The organism is Emticicia sp. C21, assembly GCF_003418935.1.
Lineage (GTDB): Bacteria > Bacteroidota > Bacteroidia > Cytophagales > Spirosomataceae > Emticicia.
The window spans coordinates 432,082-451,524 of sequence record NZ_QVMT01000003.1; the positions used below are offsets into that span (position 1 = coordinate 432,082).

A 19,443-nucleotide genomic window follows, 5' to 3' on the forward strand; every position below is an offset into this window, starting at 1 on the left:
TTTAATTTTCTTAAATTAGACTAATCAAGAATTTATTGTAAATTAAATAATCCACTATGAAGTCTATTTGCGTAGTAATATTTTTTTTAATATTTTTTGATTCATCTTAGAATAGGTTTACACAAGTCTATTTTTAGGCTAGATATTTTAGAACTTTATTAACTAAGTTGCATGGACGATTTGAAAAATCGTCATAAAAAAACGCCCCAGGCATCCCCGAGGCGTTTCTGCATTTATAGACTATTAACAATTAGTTGCCACCTGTTCTGCGTTGTTCGGCTTCTGTCGCTGTGCTGCGGTTACGTGCATTTTTCACGTTCTGGTTACCGAATTTGTAGGAGAACGATAAACGTACCATTCTGCTATCCCAACGGTTGTTCAGGGTCATGTTTACACCTGCAAAATTGGTTTTGCCACTCCAAAAGCTCGTTAAGAAAATGTCATTTACGTTTAAGCGAAGGGTAGCCTTTTTCTTCCATAAGCTCTTTTGTAAACCTGCATTCACTGCATATTGTGCTTTGCCTTGCATGATACCATACACGTTTGGTGAGTTGTACCACATTGAGATTTCAGCCGACAAGTCTTTTGGTAATTTAAAGTTTTGACTTGTATAGAAGTTATAAGCCCATTGGCCAACGCTTAGATTCTGGTCTGATACTACACCTTTGTACTGGTTGTGATAAAACGAGATGTTGTTCTGAGAATTCCACCATTTGGTAATCGGAATCGGTACGCTGAAATTTACATTCAGGTTCTCAAATCTCGCAATGTTTTCCTGTGTGGCAAATGTGATTTTCTCTGGGTCAATGCCTTGGATATTGTTGTATTTTTTCAATTTCTCCAATACTTCCGGTACGTTCACTGCATTCTTGATAACCTCTGCCATATAATCGTTAGTAACGGTATAGCCTACACTTGTTACGAACCCTTGTTTGTAGGTATGTGTCAGTTCAAACGAGTTGCTGTATTGTGGCATCAGGTATTCGTTTCCTAACTGATACGTGTATGGGTCAAGGAAATAAATGAACGGATTTAATGAATTATATCCCGGACGGTCGATACGACGGCTATAAGAGTACGTCAACTGATTATTTTTGTTGATCGTTTGAGTCAGGAACACACTTGGGAACAACTTCACATAATTACGTTCACGAGACTCGTTCAGGGTTACCGATTTGCCTTCTGAATGGGTATGCTCTACACGTAAACCCGCTTGTAAATTGAATGCCTTGTTCAGTTTTTTATTAAAGTTGGCATAAGCCGCATTAATGTTTTCGGTATAGATAAAGTAGTTGGTACGTCCTTTGTCTACTGCGCCATTCTGATAGAAACGGATGTCGTTATCTGATGTCACCCAGCTACTTTTTACCCCGAATTCCAACTTCGCACCACCTTTTAATGGGTTTACGTAATCTGCTTTTACTGCAAAGATATTGTATTTGTTTGGCGCATTACTAGTGATATTCAGTGGGGTGCCATATTCAGTTTCTACTTTATCAACATATTGGTAGAATCTTGACACCATTCCTCTTTCTTTGCCCTGGTTATCATAAAGCGAATAATCGATGTCAGCCGTAAGCTCTTTTCCTGTCGAATCGAATGTATGTTTCAGGTTTGCATTGAAAGTAGTGTTCACCCATGTTCTGATATTGCTCGAGGTAGTCACCAAACTTGAATCAGGTACAGCTGTGCTTGATTTTCTCATATAAGTGATGTTCCGGTTAGGATTCGAACTTTCCCAGGCTCCCACGTTACCTGTTATCAAAACACCCACGGTTGTCTTTTTAGTAGCGTAATAATCAGTACCTAATTTATAGCTAAGATTCTGGTTACTCTGATAACGATAGGCATACTGCTCAAAAATCTGGCCGCTCATGTCTCTCAAAAAGGCATTGTTATTGAAACGTTGGTTATCAGAAAACGTAAGATTCGTAAACGTATTGAATTTGCCCTGACGGTTGTTTAAATTGAGGCTTGTATTGTACTTTGGCATCATACCGGGCTTCATGGTTTCTACGGCGGTAAGTTCTTTGTTTAGCCCGGTTTTTAGAAAAGGGGGCAAACTCACCGAACCTCCTATAGATATGCTACCATTGGTACCGAAATTCTTATTTTTCTTGGTTACGATATTAATCACGGCTTTGCCGGCTGCGTCATAGCGAGATGATGGGTTGGATACGATTTCGATTTTCTCAATCTGATCACTGTTCATGCTTTTCAGGAGGTTAGCCAGATCGCTTTGCGACATATACGTCTGCTTGCCATCCATCAATATCAAAACCCCTTGTTTGCCTTTTACGCTGATATTATCGTTATTATCAACTGTAATACCCGGCGATTTCTGCAAAACCTCCAAAGCGGTGTTACCGTTGGCTACTATACTACCTTCAACATTTACCACCAGCTTATCGGCTTGTTGTTCAATGAACGGCTTTCTGGCTGTTACCGTTACCTCTTTCAGGTTTTTGGTATCCAGTTCTAACTGGATGTTAGAAAGTTTCACCTCCAGGTTTTCAGCACTGATAACAATTTTTGGAGAATAGTATTTTTTATAGCCAACCATCGAAACAGATACGATAAACTGGTTCTGTGTTTCGCTGCTGACAAATTGTTCGATTAAGAATTTTCCTTCTATATCACTTACGCCACCTTTCACCAATGTTGAGTCTTGTGCTTTTAATAATAGGACACTGGCAAACGGAAGGGCTTGTTTTTTTTCGTCGTAGAGGCTTCCCGAAATCTTTCCTTTGGTAGATTGGGCAAAAGAAAGTAGACTCGCTCCTGTCAACAGGAGTGTTAGTAATAGCTTTTTCATCAGATTTAATTATTTACTTAGTAATAGCTTTGTTATGTTTGCGGATGCCCTTTTGAAGCAAATGCACTGTTGGTATTATTGTTTTATTAAATGCTTTTCATAAATTTTTCTCCTATTTTCTTTCAACTACCTATTAGATGGTGAAAGCCGGGTTTAGGTTACACTTGATTTAAAAAAACTGCCTCTAAAGGCTGAGACAGTTTTCGTCTTAATTAACCTAAACTAAACTAAATATTTTGTGCTTTTTCATAATTTTCTGATACAAACTTATAGTACTTTGTAATGCAAGGTAACTGATATTACATAAGTGGTTTTAATATTATGATGAATGGTAAAACCTTGCATTTATTCTGTAGATGCAACGATGTAGGGTTGGGTTGCACTTGATTCTAATTTTTTTTTTCGGGCACAAATTCCAGTATATCTCCCGGTTGGCAGTCAAGTGCTTCGCAAATGGCCTCTAAGGTCGAAAAACGCACGGCTTTAGCCTTGCCGGTTTTCAAAATAGACAGATTAGGCAGAGTTATATCTACTTTTTCTGCTAAATCCGAAAGGGGCATCTTTCGTTTGGCAAGCATTACATCAAGGTTTACAATAATTGGCATTGTTGAATTATTTAAAGTGTTGAACAGACCCTACTGGAGTGACACTGTTGGTGTTAGCTCCCCTTTAGGGGTTGGGGGCGGTCTTACACCGTCAAATCATTCTCCTCCTGGATCTCAACCCCACGTTTGAATATCTGAGAGATTACATAGATGATTCCGGCTGCAAGCAGAAACTGGAAAGCAGTTTTAAAATAACCTCTGTCTAACTCAGGGATAGTCTTGGCTAAGTATCCAATATATAAATCGGCAACGATATACAGTATGCCTAAACTCAGAATCAGATAGCTCAGGTTTTCAATCATTTTCGCCACTTTCTCTGAAAAAGGCGTATTCAGATCGATTTCGTCGAGAATGCTACGCAGGTAATTCCAGATTTGTACCTGAATCAGTGCAATAACAATCACAAACGACATCAGGCCGATATAAGGTAATAGGTGGTTGTTTCTCAGGAAGTCGAATCCCGTTCCTGTATCTGTCCAGAGGTTTTCGTTAATGAAACCCATGATGAAAGGAACCATCACCCGACCTACATGAATGGATGCCCCGATATAAACAATAAAAGCAATGATACGTGTAGTACTTAGTATATTTTGTGTTCTGGTTTTCATAAATGTATGTATTGAATGATTAATGGATGTCAGATTTATAATGGGTTAAACTGTTAATTCGTTTTCTTCCTGTAATTCTAAGCCTCGTTTGAATATCTGCGCTATTACATAGACTATCCCTGCCGATAACAAGTATTGATAATCTGTTTTGAAAATAGTCAGGTTAATGCCAGTTATAGTATCAGCTATGTAACCTAAATAAATATCTCCGCCAAGGAATAGGGCTCCTAACGTCAGTATTGTATAACTCATCTTTTGTATGGATGAAGCTACTTCCATCGAAAAAGGCGAGTGCAGGTTAAGTTTTTCTATGATGTTTCTTAAGGTATTCCAGATTTCAATTTTGATGATAGCTATGGCAATAACCAGAGCCATAAGAGAGATGTAGATAAAGAGATGTGGTTGTCTCAGGTGGTCAAGCCCCGTTCCTGTGTCAGTAGCGATGGTTTCAGTAAAGAAACCGATAATATAAGGAATAATGATTCTAAGTCCATGAATAATAGCGCCGATATAGCCTATTAGGGCAATGATGCGTACTACTTGTAATATACTTTGCGTTCTGGTTTTCATAATAGTTTTTGTTTTTGATTAATTTGATGAAACAAAGGTATATAATTATTTATCGATAAACAATAAATATATGCTAATAAATAGTAAATTGTTTATGAATAACAGTTTTTTGGTGATAAACGGACTGCGTGGCACGACTCTACTCTGAAGTAGACGGGCGTGTCACGCATAACTAGAGTAGATGATGGGAATGGGAAAAACATTTTTCAATTCCTAGATGCTAAGTGGAATAATTAAAAGGGATAGAAAAATTGTCGAGTTTATCCGTGCCACGCGTGTTTGCGGACGAGTAGACGCGTGACACGGAGGCCATTGAGTGACACACTTTTTTTACACTTTATAGAAAGAATACCTATATTTTGCCTTTCATTGAAATTAAAAGTATTTTGCACGACTGTTGTCGAGACCTATGCAATATCAGATAAACCATATTTATCATATTTATAACCGGGGTAATAACCGACAAAAAATTTTCTTTAAGAGAATCAATTATCTGTTCTTTTTAGAGAAAATGCGAAGATTCCTGCAACCTCATTGTGATATCTTATCCTATTGCTTAATGCCCAATCATTTCCATTTTCAAATTCGGGCTAACGAAAATTCAATAAAAACCGTTACTATAAAAGATGAGGAGAGAAATGTTATATCGGAGGCAATAAGGATTATGTTGAGTTCCTATTCACAGGCAATTAATAAACAAGAAAGAAGGACAGGTTCGTTATTTACACAAAATACAAGAGTAAAAGATTTAACACCTGCTCCTGTCGACTGGGAATACCCTGCTACATGTTTTCATTATATACATCAGAATCCGTTCGTTGCTTCGTTGGTAACAAAGATGGAGGATTGGGAGTTTTCTTCTTTTACTAACTATCATCAAAATAGAAACAAAACATTATGTAATCAAGCGCTAGCAAAAGAAGTGTTAAGAATAGATTTTGATAATTTTTATGACGAATCTTATAAAAACATAAATCCTGAGAAAATATTGAAAATATGGTAAATCAGTGAACTACCGTGTCACGGCTCTACTCCTCCGAAAAAGGACCGGACACCGCGTGGGTGGCACGGTTAATGAGCTGAGCGGTCATGAAGTTTATTAATTAAAAGCATAAGCATATTCAAGTATATGTTTAATAATTATATCTATTAAATATGAAACCATTATCGTTATTGGTTGTAGCATTCATACAAGTTTCATGTATAGATACCAGGCAGCTATTCACAGTAAAGGAAGAATACCCGGCATACGAGATAAAGGCTACTCATAAAAAAGTGGCTATCTTGCCGGTAAATTATGTGGATAACAGTGATAGTAAAGATTTGGTAGGAGAGATGATAGATAGTAAGACAGACCCACTCATCAGGCAAGAAGAAAGAGCCAACAAGTTTCAACATATCATTTATGAAGAATTGTATAGATTAAATAAGAAGACTGACTGGCAAACCGATAAAGCAACAAACCGTATTTTGAAGGAGAAAAACATCAGTTTTCAGGACATCAGTAGACTATCTAAGACTGAAATAGCTAATAAACTGGATGTAGATGCTGTGGTTTATTTTGATTTTGCCTTTAAAATCGAAACCGTAAATAAAGAAGATAAAAAGAAAGCTCTACTTACAAATGGGAATGATGTTAAGAATGTTGTGGAAGTGACGGTAGAGATTTATAGTACTATAGCCAATGATCTGGTATGGAGAGGAACAAGTATGGTTGACAGACAAAAGATTTATTCACCAACACTATTCAAGGATTTGATAGGTCGTCAGTTAGAGCCTGTTTTGCCGTTTAATTGATTAAAAGTTTAACCATAAATAATAAATGAAGAAAGGATTTTTACTGGTGTTGACAATTATAAGTTTATCTTGTTTAAATAAAAGGGCTCTGTTTACTGAAAAAGAATTGTATGATACTGATGAGATAAAAGCTACACATAACAAAATAGCGATTTTGCCTGTTAATTATGTTTTTAATAAAGATGGTGAGATGCTAATCGAGAAGATATTTACCAGTAATGACCCCACAAAAGCTATTACCAATCAGGAAGATGTCGGGCATAGGATACAACGTATTTTGTATGAAGAGTTTGCAGCGTATCATAAAGAAGTAGTTTGGATGAGCGATGAAAAAGTGAATGGCAAACTGAACGAAAAAAACATTAATTATGAGGATTTAAGACGTTTGTCGAAAGCTGAGATAGCTAAAGCGCTAGAAGTCGATGCCGTAATTTATTGCGATATTTTTGTTAGTTCAACCAAAGTAAACAGAGTTAGCGCCGGACCCGGGATACCATCGATACCTCTGAATGGCACTTCTGGCATTTATTCAGATAAAGTACCAAAAGTTGAATTTACTGTAGAAATTCATAGCGGAATAGAAGAAGATTTACTCTGGAAGGCAAAAAGCGTTTTTAACAGAGACAGGTTTTATGTAGAACGATCTTTTAGAAAAGTTATTAAGTCAGACCTGTCACCGATTCTGCCTTTAAATTAATTGAACTTACCATTATAAGGTAATAACACAAAACAATGAAACTAATAAAAGTTGCTGCCGGAACACTTAACCAGACGCCTTTAGCCTGGGAACAGAACCGCAAAAATATCATCGATTGTATCAAAGAAGCTGATAAGCAAAATGTGAGCCTGCTATGTCTGCCTGAATTGTGCATTACAGGTTATGGATGCGAAGACGCGTTTTACTCATTTGATGTAGCCGAACAAGCCAAAGAAAGTCTGCTTGAGATTGTGCATCATACCTCAGGCATGATAGTATCGGTGGGATTGCCTTTGCGTTTTAATAATAAAATCTTCAATACCTCGTGCCTGATTGCCAACAAGCGCATTCTGGGGTTTGTATGCAAGCAGCACCTGCCTAATTATGGTGTTTTTTATGAGGACCGTTGGTTCCATCGCTGGCAAACGGGGCTAAGAGATGAAATAGAAATCGACGAATTTAAGTATCCGATAGGGGATCTGGTTTTTGAATTGAGTGGTGTTCGCATCGGCTTTGAGATATGTGAAGATGCCTGGGTAGCTAACCGTCCGGGCAGAGTATTGTTTGATAGAGCCGTAGATATTATTCTGAATCCAAGTGCCAGTCCGTTTTCGTTCTCAAAGTTTATGACCCGTGAGCGATTTGTGATTGATGGCAGCCGTTCATTCTCCTGTAGTTACATCTATACCAATCTATTGGGTAATGAATCCGGACGTTTGATTTTCGATGGTGATGCCATGATTGCCTCAGATGGAAATCTTCTGGTTTCTTCGCCTCGTTTTGGCTACAATGATTTTTATGTAACGAGTGCTACGATAGACATCGAAGCCCCAAAGGTGAACCATTCCCAAATCAAATCTCCGATTATTGCCAGTACCTGGAGAGTACTCGCACTTTTCGATTTTCCTGAGATTAAACCTGTAGCCAACCAGTATGCCGAATTAGAAAAATTTGAAAGGGGAGGGCATCTGAAAGAAGAAGAATTTGCCCGTGCGGTATCATTGGCTTTGTTTGATTACCTGCGTAAATCACGTTCACAAGGTTTTACAGTATCCTTATCCGGCGGGGCAGATTCTTGTGCCTGTGTAGCTTTATGTGGCTTAATGATTCGTCTGGCAGATGAAAGCATTGGTTTGGAAGCTTTTAAAAATAAATTGTCTTATATTAAGAAAATTCAATCTTGTAATACGGTAGAAGAAGTTACCAAAGAACTGATTCACAGTATTTATCAAGGTACTGAAAACAGTTCGACAGATACCTACGAATCGGCAGAAAGTCTGGCGAAATCAATAGGAGCCACTTTCTATAATGTCAATATTAATGGCCTGGTTGAATCTTACACAGGTTTAATAGAAAATCAGATTGGACGTAAGCTATCCTGGGAAACAGATGATTTGCCGTTGCAAAATATTCAGGCAAGGGTACGTGCCCCGAGTGTATGGTTATTGACCAACCTATACAATCACTTGTTATTGGCTACCTCAAACCGCTCAGAAGTAGCAGTGGGCTATTGCACAATGGATGGCGACACAGCTGGGAGCATCAACCCGATTGCAGGTATTGACAAATACTGGCTAAAACAATGGTTGGTCTGGCTGGAAACTATCGGCTGTGAGGTAAAAGGCAAACATATCAAGATAGAAGGTTTGCATAAGGTAAACACGCTGCAACCAACAGCAGAGCTTCGTCCGCTGGAAACAAAACAGACCGACGAAAAAGACCTGATGCCTTACGAAGTACTAAATGAGATTGAGAGAGTGGCCATCAGAGATAAAAAGCCTCCTTTGGAATGTTTACTATTCATGGAAGCTCAATTTGCTGACCGTTTCGACCGCGATATTCTGGCCACATGGGTAGAACGATTCTTCAGACTCTGGAGCCGCAACCAATGGAAACGCGAACGCTATGCCCCAAGCTTCCATCTGGATAGCCATAACCTTGACCCTAGAAGCTGGTGCCGCTTCCCGATTCTGAGTGGTGGTTTTGAAAAAGAACTCGAAGATATGAGAGAGTATCTGGCTAAAGGAGATAAGAGGAAGGTTAAGGGGAGAATTGGGTTTTAAATGAAAATAGTAGATGCTTTTGATAATTTCAATCAGTAGTATTCGCTTGATATGATAATAGGTAGAGACAGGGCATTGCCCTGTCTCTTTTTATGCACTTGTAAATCTAGCCAGGATGGTTCTCATCATAAGACAAGACTCCTCAGATTAATAATTATGAACCGATTATTTCCCATCCCCCACATTATAGGGCAATTGCCGTATTGAACAAAAGACAAATAGGGGTTTAATTTGTGGCGAATCTTATTCGCACTAAAACCCAGACCATAATGCTCAGAATTATACTAACTGCCCTTATGCTGTTTCCTCTTTTCGGAATCGCCCAATCGGGCACTGTGGCTACCGATGGGGTATATGTACCCCGATTATCAACCGTCCAACGTAATGCTATAGCGACTCCTGTAAACGGACAAATGATTTATAATACCGATGATAATTGCTTTAATCTGTTTCAGAAAGATACGTGGCAAAAATTGTGTGGTATGAACATGGAGGTAACTACAAATGATGACTGGGTCAGAAAAGGTGATTTTGGGACTACCCGCGTAGGTGCTGTGGGGTTTTCGATAGGTAGTAAAGGTTATGTTGGTACTGGTGCCAGTACTATGAGTGGTACTTCCCTGGCTGATTTCTGGGAGTATAATCCTGTTACGGATGTCTGGACACAAAGAGCTAACTTTGGTGGTGGTGGCCGTAAGGATGCTGTTGGGTTTTCAATGGGTAATAAAGGTTATGTTGGCACCGGAGGTACGTCAGATTTCTGGGAGTATAATCCTGTCACTAATGTATGGAGATCAAGGGCAGCTGTTGGAGGTGGTGCAAGGTCTGGTGCTGTTGGCTTTTCAATAGGTAATAAAGGTTATATCGGCACAGGAAGCAGTAAGGAGGATTTCTGGGAATATGATACAACTGCTAATGCCTGGAGCCAGAAAGCCAATTTTGGCGGAGGTACCCGGACCAATGCTGTCGGTTTTAGCATTGCCAACAGAGGCTATATAGGTACCGGCATTAGTGGTACTACCAAAAAAGTGGATTTCTGGGAATATGACCCGATTGCTAATAGCTGGACTCAGAAAGCTAATTTTGGCGGAACTGCCCGAACGGGTGCTTCCGGGTTTTCTATTAATAATAAAGGATATATTGGCACAGGAAATGTTGGTTTAGCTAATGATGTAGTCCCTGAAAATGATGTATGGGAATATAGCCCTTCCTCCAATTCCTGGACAGTTAAAAGTAGTTTCTGGCGCACAGGTAGAATTGATGGTGTTGGCTTTTCGATAGGCAATAAAGGGTATATGGGATTAGGATACGATCTTGATCGTAGTGATGACCCCTATGTAACAAAGGATTTCTACGAGTATACTCCTAACATAACCAGTCTATCTATCGATGGTAATCTAAGTATAGGAGGATTGCTGAATAGCCCTGATTTTATAGCTCCTACCTTGCTCAATAGCTGGGTGAATTTTGGCAGCGGCTATTCAACAGTTGGCTATTATAAAGACAAAGAATCGGTAGTGCATCTGAAAGGTTTTATTAAAGGTGGTACTACCACCCAGAATACCGTTTTATTTACACTTCCCTTTGGGTATCACCCTTCTGAAACCAGAGTTTTTACGGTAGCAAGTGGAGATGGTACATTCGGAAGGGTGAATATCACCTCTCTTGGGTCGGTTCAATTTTATAGCGGTGTAAATACTTATCTGAGCCTTGACGGGATTTCTTTCAGGGCTGAGGAATAGGGGTTTATTAATAAAGGTACCGGTTGGGTGTAGGGGTTCAAAGACCAGGCGTCCCCATCTTGAACCCCTACATGCACCGCACGTTGCTTTAATTCCCATTTAGGGGCTAGGGGCGCTTTTTCATTGCAAATCTCCTGAAATTTTCGGGTAACCGACCAATTACACCCTGCGGATGCACAAAAAAGAAATATCGTTCTATCTCAAAATCATTGAGTTCCACTATCTGCAACTCTTCATTTTTGAGCTCTTTAGTAATGGCGTGTATCGACAAAAAAGAAAAGCAATTGGTAGTGAGCAGAAAATTCTTGATGCTTTCAGTGCTGGCTAAAACTACTTTCACATGCAACTCGTGCATACCGATTCCTATTTTCATCAGGGCTTTTCTGATGACCTCATTCGTTCCCGAGCCTTGTTCTCTTAATACGAAATCTACTTCTTTCAATAATTCAGCATTTACCGGATTATTATTTGCCACCAAAGGATTGCCGTGACGGGTAACCAACACCAGTTCATCTTTCAAAAATTCTTCATATTTCATGGAGGCATTATCAGATAAGCCCTCAACAATGCCTAAATCAATCTCTTTTTGTTGTAGCCATTCTTCTACTTGTTTAGAATTGCCGTGTAGGGTCTTTATCTTAATTGAGGGGAATTGGGTATGAAAATCAGCCAGAATTTCGGGGATAATATAGTGTGAGATAGTGGTACTTGCGCCCAGACGTAGCTCTCCGGCTGTTCGTCCATCCAGAATATCCAGATTTTCATTCAACTGGTCATAGATTCCCTGTAATTGTTGGGCATAATTGAAGAGCAGTTGTCCGGTTTCACTTAATACCAATCGGTTACCGTTTCGCTCAAAAAGGTTTCGTCCGGTCTGTATCTCCAGTTCATGTATATTTTTACTGACGGCAGGCTGAGAGATATTGAGGTCTTGTGCTGCCTTTGTAAAATTAAGATGCCTGGCCGCTGCCATAAAAACCGACATTTTGAAGTCAATAGCTATCATTGATGCTTTTGGTATGAATTACGGCTCTATTTACAGCACATTAGTCGTAGTTCCAAATTATCTAAACAAAATTGGTATCTGCCAATGCCAAAAGAGACTGTTTCGGGCTTACATTAACTTTTGCATTTTCAGACACAGGAGCATCTTTCCAGTATATTCTCGATAATAGAAATAAGCCCAGTATTGATAAAAATGAAACCAGTAAAAACAATATAGTCATATATTTGAGTAGTAACGGCTGTTCGGTGCTTATATTTTCGTTGTTCATTGTGCAATCGTTTTATGCAACAAAAGTAGGTTTTTAATAGGTAGCATTAAAAGGATAGTTTTTGATTGTCGATAACTAAAGGTTATGGAATTTGAGCATTTTAGGTAGAAAACGAGGTGAGATGTAAAAGTATAGTAGTGGGGTTTATAGGGAAAGGGTGCGTTTAAGTAGAGGGTATTGTAAGGTCGAAAGTTCTTGCAAGGAAAGAAAATATGCCGAATAATCAATTTTTTTTGCTAAAGGGAGATTTATAATTACTTTTCAAGGCTGTTAGAATTATTAACCTTTATACCCCAAATTCAATGAAAAAACTTCTCTTTCTTTTCGCTATTGCTATTATTCTCAATGCCTGTAAAGGCGATCAGGGGCCACAAGGCCCCCAGGGAGCACAAGGTGCACAAGGCCCTGCAGGGGCAAACGGAGCCAAAGGTGATACCGGGCCTGCGGGTCCAACAGGAGCTGCAGGGGCTACTGGCATGACGGGAGCTACAGGAGCAACTGGTGCACAAGGTGCTACGGGGCCCCAAGGACCAGCCGGGGTAAGTGCTCCTACTGCGAGGTATTATGATTATACTTTGATCTGGGAAGGGAACATCCCAAGTTCTAAGGAAGATTTTAAAATTCCTAATTTTAAGCCTAATTCAGAGTATGCAATTACATATGTATTGGGTTCTTCATTAATAGAACAGTTACCGCTTGTCAATAAAGCCGTTTTCGAAGCAAATGGTACTACTATTAATATAGTAGATATGAGCGCTACTTATGGCAGTTCTGGGCTTACTTTTATAGATGAATGGAGATATAAAGAAAATGGCCCATCAAGTTATAAATTTAGAACAGTGATAGTCCCAATGGTAGCAGGTGCAAGACTACCTGCTAATACACCTTACGAAACATTAAAATCTTTATACAATCTGCCTGATTGATAATGATAAACATGTTTTTAAACGCCAAAAGCCTTGAAGATTCAAGGCTTTTGGCGTAAAATCAAAGTTACCTGACTCAACCAGACCTTCTTCTAGGTAGCGACATATTCTTCTCCAAAAACATTAACATTTCATTAACCTTGTTCTATAGTAAAAATTGATAAGTTTGTTTAAATCCTTTAAACAAATATAAATGTGGTAAAACTTATACACCTCTATACTTTAATACTGGTTGTTTCCGGCAATGTGTGCAAAGGACAAAAACAACAAAAAAGTTATTATCCGACCGAGCCTGAAACCAAAGAGATAATCACTTCACACGGTCCTTTGGGTATCGTACGTAATATCAAGCAGGATAAAAAGGGCCATATCTGGATTGCAGCCTTTAGTGGTATTTTTCGATATGATGGGAAATCGTTTACCAATATCACAAGTGATGTAAGTTCTGCCCGTTTTTTCGATGTTTTAGAAGATAAAAAAGGAAATCTCTGGTTCGCTTCTGTTGGTTCGGGGGTTTATTATTACGACGGTAAATCTTTTCAGCATTTTACAACTAAAGAGGGGCTTATGAGTGATGTGATTACTCATATTTATGAAGATAAAAGTGGCAATATCTGGTTTGGCGCTAGCCGTTGGGACGGAAAATCTTTTCAGAATTTTAAGCCAAATGAAGGATTGCCTGATGGCAATGATGACAATAATGATGTTAATTCTATTATTGAAGACAAAACAGGGAAGTTCTGGTTTGCTACAAGGGGTAAAGTCTTTACTTATGACGGAAAGAAATTTACTGTCGTTACCCATAATGGCAAATCTTTTTCGAATACCCGTACGATAATTGAAGATAAAAAAGGTGATATCTGGTTGGGTGGTGAAGCTGGCCTATGGCGATATAGCGATGGTGCATTCACCAATATTACGTATAATTCGGTTGGATATGTCTACGAAGATAAAGATGGAAACATCTGGACAAGTTCTCAACCTGATTATAACGGAACCGATAGGTGGGCAATTGCTCGATATGATGCAAACACCTTGTCTGAACCAAAGCCAACTGTAACTGATATCATGGCAGAATATGAAGATTATAAAAACCTGTTTTTTGGGATTTTAGTGGCAAATGATGGAAGTGTCTGGTTTGGCTCTTTAAATGGGGTGTTTCGGTATGATGGAAAGAATATCGTTGCTTTTACCGACAAATAACTTTGGATGCATTATAAAAACGCCAAAAGCCTTGAATCATTCAAGGCTTTTGGCGTTAAATCAGAGCTGTTCTGCCCAATCGGTTCTTCAACTGCACAGCGGCACATCCTTTTCCAACAGTTTTACATTCACTTAACATCTTTTTACAAGCCTTTTTCTAAAACCAAAGACAAATCTTGTAGGTTTGTTGAAATACCTGATGCATGGGTAATGGCGAATCTACGTATAAATTAGTACCACTTTTAAAAGACAATTACATGCGATTATTGTTTTTCAACCTGTTCATCCTGACAAGCTTCTTTGCCCTTGGTTCATGTAATACTTCAACAAACAAAGGCTTATCTGGTATCTCAACAATTCCTACAGACACAGCTAAAGGTATCATTATCAAGCATAGTTTACCAAGAGGCAATATATATAATGACCCTGCCGGAAAGCACTTCGCATATGGCGTATTCTGGGCTAGTGTTATTAATAAAACGGCAACTCCGATAGAATTAACGATGAATTTTCCTGCAGATTCATTCGCCATTTCTGGTCAGCCTAAAGATTATGTGAAGTTTTTTCTTCCTCCGGGCACCATGACACCTGAAAAAGAATCTGTGTATGACTATGGTCTAACGACTTTAAAATCTTTTTTAGACAAACACTTCCATGAACCAAGCCAACTGAAAACAACCATTAAACCTAAAGAGGAGTACCGTTTTTATATTGCGGTGGTCTCTAAGGAGGGTTATAATGGGGCGGTAAGAGCGGAACTCGTTTTAAAGGAGCAGAATCTTTTTTATAAAATTAATATGCTTGATTCATTGCTCCCGTGCGGAAGTATTGTTTTTAAGAAATGAGTAAAGGGAAACGCTCAACGATAGCAATTCGATTTTTGGTTTATTAAGATTTAAAAAATAATCGTTCTGAAATTCTTATCTGGCCGCAATAGATGTCAGACATAGATTACGGTTTTGCAATGCTAATTACAAGCCTTTATTTCTGCCTTAAAGACGCTGTTTTTCTCTGCCACAAAACCCGGCTTTAGTACAATCGTCTGGCCTGCCTGAAAACTTACATTGGCAGAAGGTGAATAATTAGGGTCACCGATTTTCTTAGCTGATTCTATCGTATTTAGCGCTTTAATGAGATTGAAACCAGTAATTATGTTTGTATTGATTACTACAGTCTGACTTGCGATAGATACATCAACGCTTGAGGCTCCACCTGTGCTACACTGAGCAATGTAAGTGGTAGTGGTACTTGGGCTTACCGAAATTGATGTTCCTGTCTGGCTGCTGTTACCAAAAAACCAGGTAACTACGCCACTGCACCCGCTTGCACTAAGGGTGGTTGAACCGCCAGGACAAATCAAAGGTTTAGCCGGTGTAATGATAATAAAACCCTGGCCGCCACAATTATCGGCTTGTGAAATGGTAATATTGGCCTCGGTACTGAAGCAGCCCATATCAGACATACAATAGCCTTTATAGGTACCAGGTGCACTTACTATCCGGATCACTTTGCTCAAAGGATTAGATGGAATATTGGTTTGCACTTGTTCAGTGCTCCAGTAAAAAGCATCAGCTACCGACTCGCACTGGCCTGTCAGTAAAGAAAAATCACCCTTACAGATTGCATTGTTATTGGCTGTAATGTTTGCTATTGGTTTAGGATTCACATATACATAGAATACATCAGATGAATCGCTACTACAACCATCAAACCTTGCCAAAGCTCTGTAGCCTTTACTTACAGTAGGAGAAACATTGACAGACTGACCGCTCAGGCCGCCAGACCAATGATAGGTAGTCTGGCCTGAACCACTGATAATGGTAGCTGTAAGCACTATTGCTACGCCAGGGCATATCTCATTGATACCGTTGATAACAGGTGTATTTGGTTTAGCCTTTATTACTACCTGGTTAGTGAGTACTCTATCGCTGATACAGGTACCATTGACACATTCGACAACATAAGTTGTATTTTCTTCCGGGCTAACTGTTAGAATATTACCACTACCAATGCTTGTAACAGAACTTGCGGTGCCACCACTTGCAGAGATATACCAGTTTACAGTGCCTATGGCGCAAGTAGCAGTTAAATTGATGCTCTCTCCAATACAAATGGTTGTTATATTTATTGCTACACCAGTTGGTGCAGTGGGTTGTGCATTAACTGTTACTTGATTTGTAGCAACTCTGCTACTTAAACACTCTCCATTTACACAGGTAGCATAGTAAGTTGTATTTTCAATTGGGCTTTGTATAAGTGCGTTACCTGTGCCAATGGGTACTCCGCCAGTAGCCTGCGTATACCAGTTAATAAATCCAATAGAACAGGTAGCAGTTAGGGAAACACTGGAGCCGCTACATATAAGAGTTTTATCAACCGCAACATTCGACGGAGCATCCGGCTGCAACAAATATACTATATGGCTGGTCGCCACTCTTCCTGATTCACAAATTCCATTCAAGCAAGCAGCATAATATGCACCGGATTTGGTAGGGGTATATACAAAGTCATTCGCCGTCCCGATAGTTGTTCCACCTGTGGCCTGGTTATACCAGACAATGCTTCCGCTAGCGCAGGTAGCACTTAGAGTGATGCTGGTACCTGAGCAAACAACTATACTACTAACAGAGACATTCGTTGGTTGCGAAGGTATACTATGAGCTGATACTGGGTTGGTAGCAATACGATTACTTGCTATACTACCAATTTCACAAGATGCATAGTAGGTAGTCTGTGACGTTCTGATGTAACTCAGATTATTACCTGTGCCTATAGCTGTTCCGCTGCTGGAATCTATGTACCAAGTAATGGTTCCGACAGCACAAGTAGCGGTAAGCACAACAGGCGTACCACTGCAAACAGCTGTGGCACTGACAGCCACCCCTGTAGGATTTGTAACTGTAAGACTATTGACGAAAAAACCACCGAATCCGGTAGTGGCAAAACTCACTTCCCAACGGTTATCCGTACTATTCCATACAATATCTGTATCTTCTGGGTTAATGGTAATGATGCTACCACTGTAAGTACCAGGCAGACCTGTTCCATCAGATGAGTATCCACTTCTCCTTTCAATCAGCAAATTGCCAATACCTATAGCATCACTGCTATTGACCGGAAGTTTAAGAGTATTGGCTGAAGTGGCTGCATTATAGGCATCAAATTCAGCCTGGCTGAAATAAAGTGTTACCATACCAGTAAGCTCAAGGCTTACAGATTCCGGTTTGATTTCGTAATGGCGTTTCACAAAACTATCCGGCGTTGTCGGCTCTATCCAGACAGTGGTTTCAATGTTTCCGTTTACAGGGTTTGCGCCCGTTGCCGTGACCTTGCTGATAAGGTAATTGAAGATATCACAATTGCAGGTTGTGGTGGTGTTATGAACCTGAGAATTAAACGTACTTGTCTTGGTTGTTTTGTTCACAGCAGGATTTGTATCAATACAGTTTCCAATACTCCAGAGTTCGTTACCATAGGAAACATTGTCTGCTACGCCACTGGCAGTAAAATATAGTTTACCATTGACATTAACAAACTGACTGGGCATAGAACCCGTAATTCCCGGGTTAATGTCTTTCATGAGCTTGGTGCCTGATGTTGTGCCGTCACTTTTCCATAATTCAGAGCCAAGAGCACTGTCATTTACCACCAGATACAACTGACTACCAGCGCTGTCTGAATTTTTTGTCAGTAATTCTATTCCCGGATAAAAATCTTTAATCATTACCGTTTCGCCAGAAGTTTCATCTATTTTCCACAAAGCCACCCCGCCATTATATTCAGCTGTAAAATATAAAGTATTATTCAGAATGGTAAGAAAACCTGGATTTGAGCCTGTACTTCCGGCAATTATGTCTTTTACAATTGCTGTTCCGGTACTATCGCTTTTCCATAATTCGCGGCCATAGTCAGGGTCATAAGCCACAAAGTACAAAGCCTTTTTGAAAACCTTAAAATCTGAGAGGTCTGCGCCGCCTGTACCCGCATTTATATCTTTTACCAATACTGTACCAGTCCCCGTACCATCGGTTTTCCATAGTTCAAAACCGTGCTCATTGTCATCAGCAATAAAGTATAAATGGTCATTCACAACTGTAAAATCTGATATTTCCGGGTCAGCATCTGTACCAATGTCTTTTAGTAGACTTGTGCCTGTACTATCACTTTTCCAAAGTGCATATCCATGTATACCGTCATCGGCCTTAAAATATAAGGACTTTTTGAAAACGAATAAACCGGATGGATAAGAGCTATTGCCATTAACCGGATTAATGTCTTGTACGAGCATTGTATTGGGCGCTGTGCCATCTGTTTTCCATAACTCATCTCCGTGCTCATTATCAATTGCAGTAAAATATAAAGTATTATTTACTACAGTAAGACTATTAACGTTTGAGTTCCCATGAGAGTTTATATCTTTAACTAACAGGGTGCCGGATGGCGTGCCGTCTGTGTTCCATAATTCGACTCCATTTGTTCCATCGTTGGCTCTGAAATAGATACTGCCATTAAAAACAATAGGGCTGAATATATCTGCATCGCCGGAAAGATTAATATCTTTTACCATATAGGTGCCGTCTGGCGTGCCATCGCTTCTCCACAATTCACTGCCATTCGTCCCATTATTGGCTCTGAAATACAAAATACCATTATTTTGTAAAAAAAATGTAATCTGGGAACCGCTAATCCCTGGAAAAATATCTTTTACCAATAATGTCCCGGCTTCTGTACCATCAGACTTCCATAACTCTTCTCCGTAATTTAGTGTTTCAGCAGTAAAAAACAGCGTTCCATTTACATTTAAATGATTATTTAAATTGGCATTACCAGAGCCAACGAGAATGTCTTTAACCAGATAAGGTACCTGAGCAACAGTAAGATGGGTAGCAAACAGACAAAAGGCAACAGCAAGACTTCTATAGAAGAGAGATAGAGGTTTTATCATCGGATAATAGAATAGGTTAACAAAAGGATATAAATCTTGTAAATTAAAATCTAATCTTGTCTTAAAAGGAAACAAACATAATTTATAACTAAAACCAGACTTAAATATAATTAATTTCAGAATTATTCTATCAATAAAAATCCTGATTTTTCCTTTTTGTTTGAGAGGGAATGATTTTGCTTTGCGGGATTTGTAATT

General features: G+C 39.2%; 15 protein-coding genes. 8 read left to right on the forward strand and 7 right to left on the reverse strand.

Annotation, left to right across the window (positions count from 1 at the left end; genetic code table 11):
* Window positions 1–250: 250 nt before the first annotated feature.
* From D0T08_RS09540 to D0T08_RS09555, 4 genes are all read right to left on the reverse strand, one after another.
* On the reverse strand, window positions 251–2,815 hold the full coding sequence (locus D0T08_RS09540; protein ID WP_116982390.1) for an outer membrane beta-barrel protein: 2,565 nt from the start codon (window positions 2,813–2,815) through the stop codon (window positions 251–253).
* 389 nt (window positions 2,816–3,204) lie between these two features.
* Entirely contained in the window at window positions 3,205–3,420 is a 216-nt protein-coding gene (locus D0T08_RS09545; RefSeq protein ID WP_116982391.1) for a helix-turn-helix transcriptional regulator, read from the reverse strand.
* 83 nt (window positions 3,421–3,503) lie between these two features.
* Entirely contained in the window at window positions 3,504–4,028 is a 525-nt protein-coding gene (locus tag D0T08_RS09550; RefSeq protein WP_116982392.1) for a DUF2975 domain-containing protein, read from the reverse strand.
* Window positions 4,029–4,073: 45 nt separating this feature from the next.
* The gene (locus D0T08_RS09555) at window positions 4,074–4,598 is read right to left on the reverse strand and encodes a DUF2975 domain-containing protein (RefSeq protein ID WP_116982393.1); all 525 of its coding nucleotides are present in this window, start codon (window positions 4,596–4,598) and stop codon (window positions 4,074–4,076) included.
* 664 nt (window positions 4,599–5,262) lie between these two features.
* Between D0T08_RS09555 and D0T08_RS28220 the strand changes: the two genes are divergently transcribed.
* From D0T08_RS28220 to D0T08_RS09580, 5 genes are all read left to right on the forward strand, one after another.
* A complete protein-coding gene (locus D0T08_RS28220; RefSeq protein WP_229238930.1) occupies window positions 5,263–5,601 on the forward strand; it encodes a hypothetical protein in 339 nt (112 codons plus the stop codon).
* A 152-nt stretch (window positions 5,602–5,753) separates the two neighbouring features.
* Complete coding sequence (locus D0T08_RS09565) at window positions 5,754–6,395, forward strand: hypothetical protein (RefSeq protein ID WP_116982395.1); 642 nt, start codon at window positions 5,754–5,756, stop codon at window positions 6,393–6,395.
* Window positions 6,396–6,420: 25 nt separating this feature from the next.
* On the forward strand, window positions 6,421–7,092 hold the full coding sequence (locus D0T08_RS09570) for a hypothetical protein (RefSeq protein WP_116982396.1): 672 nt from the start codon (window positions 6,421–6,423) through the stop codon (window positions 7,090–7,092).
* Window positions 7,093–7,127: 35 nt separating this feature from the next.
* Window positions 7,128–9,155: an NAD(+) synthase gene (nadE, locus tag D0T08_RS09575; protein WP_116982397.1), complete on the forward strand. Its 2,028-nt coding sequence runs from the start codon at window positions 7,128–7,130 to the stop codon at window positions 9,153–9,155.
* Window positions 9,156–9,424: 269 nt separating this feature from the next.
* Entirely contained in the window at window positions 9,425–10,897 is a 1,473-nt protein-coding gene (locus D0T08_RS09580; protein ID WP_116982398.1) for a hypothetical protein, read from the forward strand.
* A gap of 106 nt (window positions 10,898–11,003) precedes the next feature.
* Here the strand turns inward: D0T08_RS09580 and D0T08_RS09585 are convergent, their stop codons facing one another.
* Together D0T08_RS09585 and D0T08_RS09590 are read right to left on the reverse strand one after the other, a co-directional pair.
* Complete coding sequence (locus tag D0T08_RS09585) at window positions 11,004–11,903, reverse strand: LysR substrate-binding domain-containing protein (RefSeq protein ID WP_199538142.1); 900 nt, start codon at window positions 11,901–11,903, stop codon at window positions 11,004–11,006.
* Window positions 11,904–11,964: 61 nt separating this feature from the next.
* Complete coding sequence (locus tag D0T08_RS09590) at window positions 11,965–12,171, reverse strand: hypothetical protein (protein WP_116982399.1); 207 nt, start codon at window positions 12,169–12,171, stop codon at window positions 11,965–11,967.
* A 302-nt stretch (window positions 12,172–12,473) separates the two neighbouring features.
* Here D0T08_RS09590 and D0T08_RS27780 point away from each other — a divergent pair, with 302 nt between their 5' ends.
* The 3 genes from D0T08_RS27780 to D0T08_RS09605 all read left to right on the forward strand — a co-directional run bounded on the left by D0T08_RS27780 (window position 12,474) and on the right by D0T08_RS09605 (window position 15,145).
* The gene (locus D0T08_RS27780) at window positions 12,474–13,097 is read left to right on the forward strand and encodes a collagen-like protein (protein ID WP_116982400.1); all 624 of its coding nucleotides are present in this window, start codon (window positions 12,474–12,476) and stop codon (window positions 13,095–13,097) included.
* Between the two features lie 195 nt (window positions 13,098–13,292).
* The gene (locus D0T08_RS09600) at window positions 13,293–14,300 is read left to right on the forward strand and encodes a two-component regulator propeller domain-containing protein (protein ID WP_116982401.1); all 1,008 of its coding nucleotides are present in this window, start codon (window positions 13,293–13,295) and stop codon (window positions 14,298–14,300) included.
* Between the two features lie 257 nt (window positions 14,301–14,557).
* Window positions 14,558–15,145, forward strand: coding sequence for a hypothetical protein (locus tag D0T08_RS09605; protein ID WP_147322741.1), 588 nt, complete (start codon window positions 14,558–14,560; stop codon window positions 15,143–15,145).
* A 122-nt stretch (window positions 15,146–15,267) separates the two neighbouring features.
* Here the strand turns inward: D0T08_RS09605 and D0T08_RS09610 are convergent, their stop codons facing one another.
* Window positions 15,268–19,245: an ELWxxDGT repeat protein gene (locus D0T08_RS09610; protein WP_158561230.1), complete on the reverse strand. Its 3,978-nt coding sequence runs from the start codon at window positions 19,243–19,245 to the stop codon at window positions 15,268–15,270.
* Window positions 19,246–19,443: the final 198 nt, after the last annotated feature.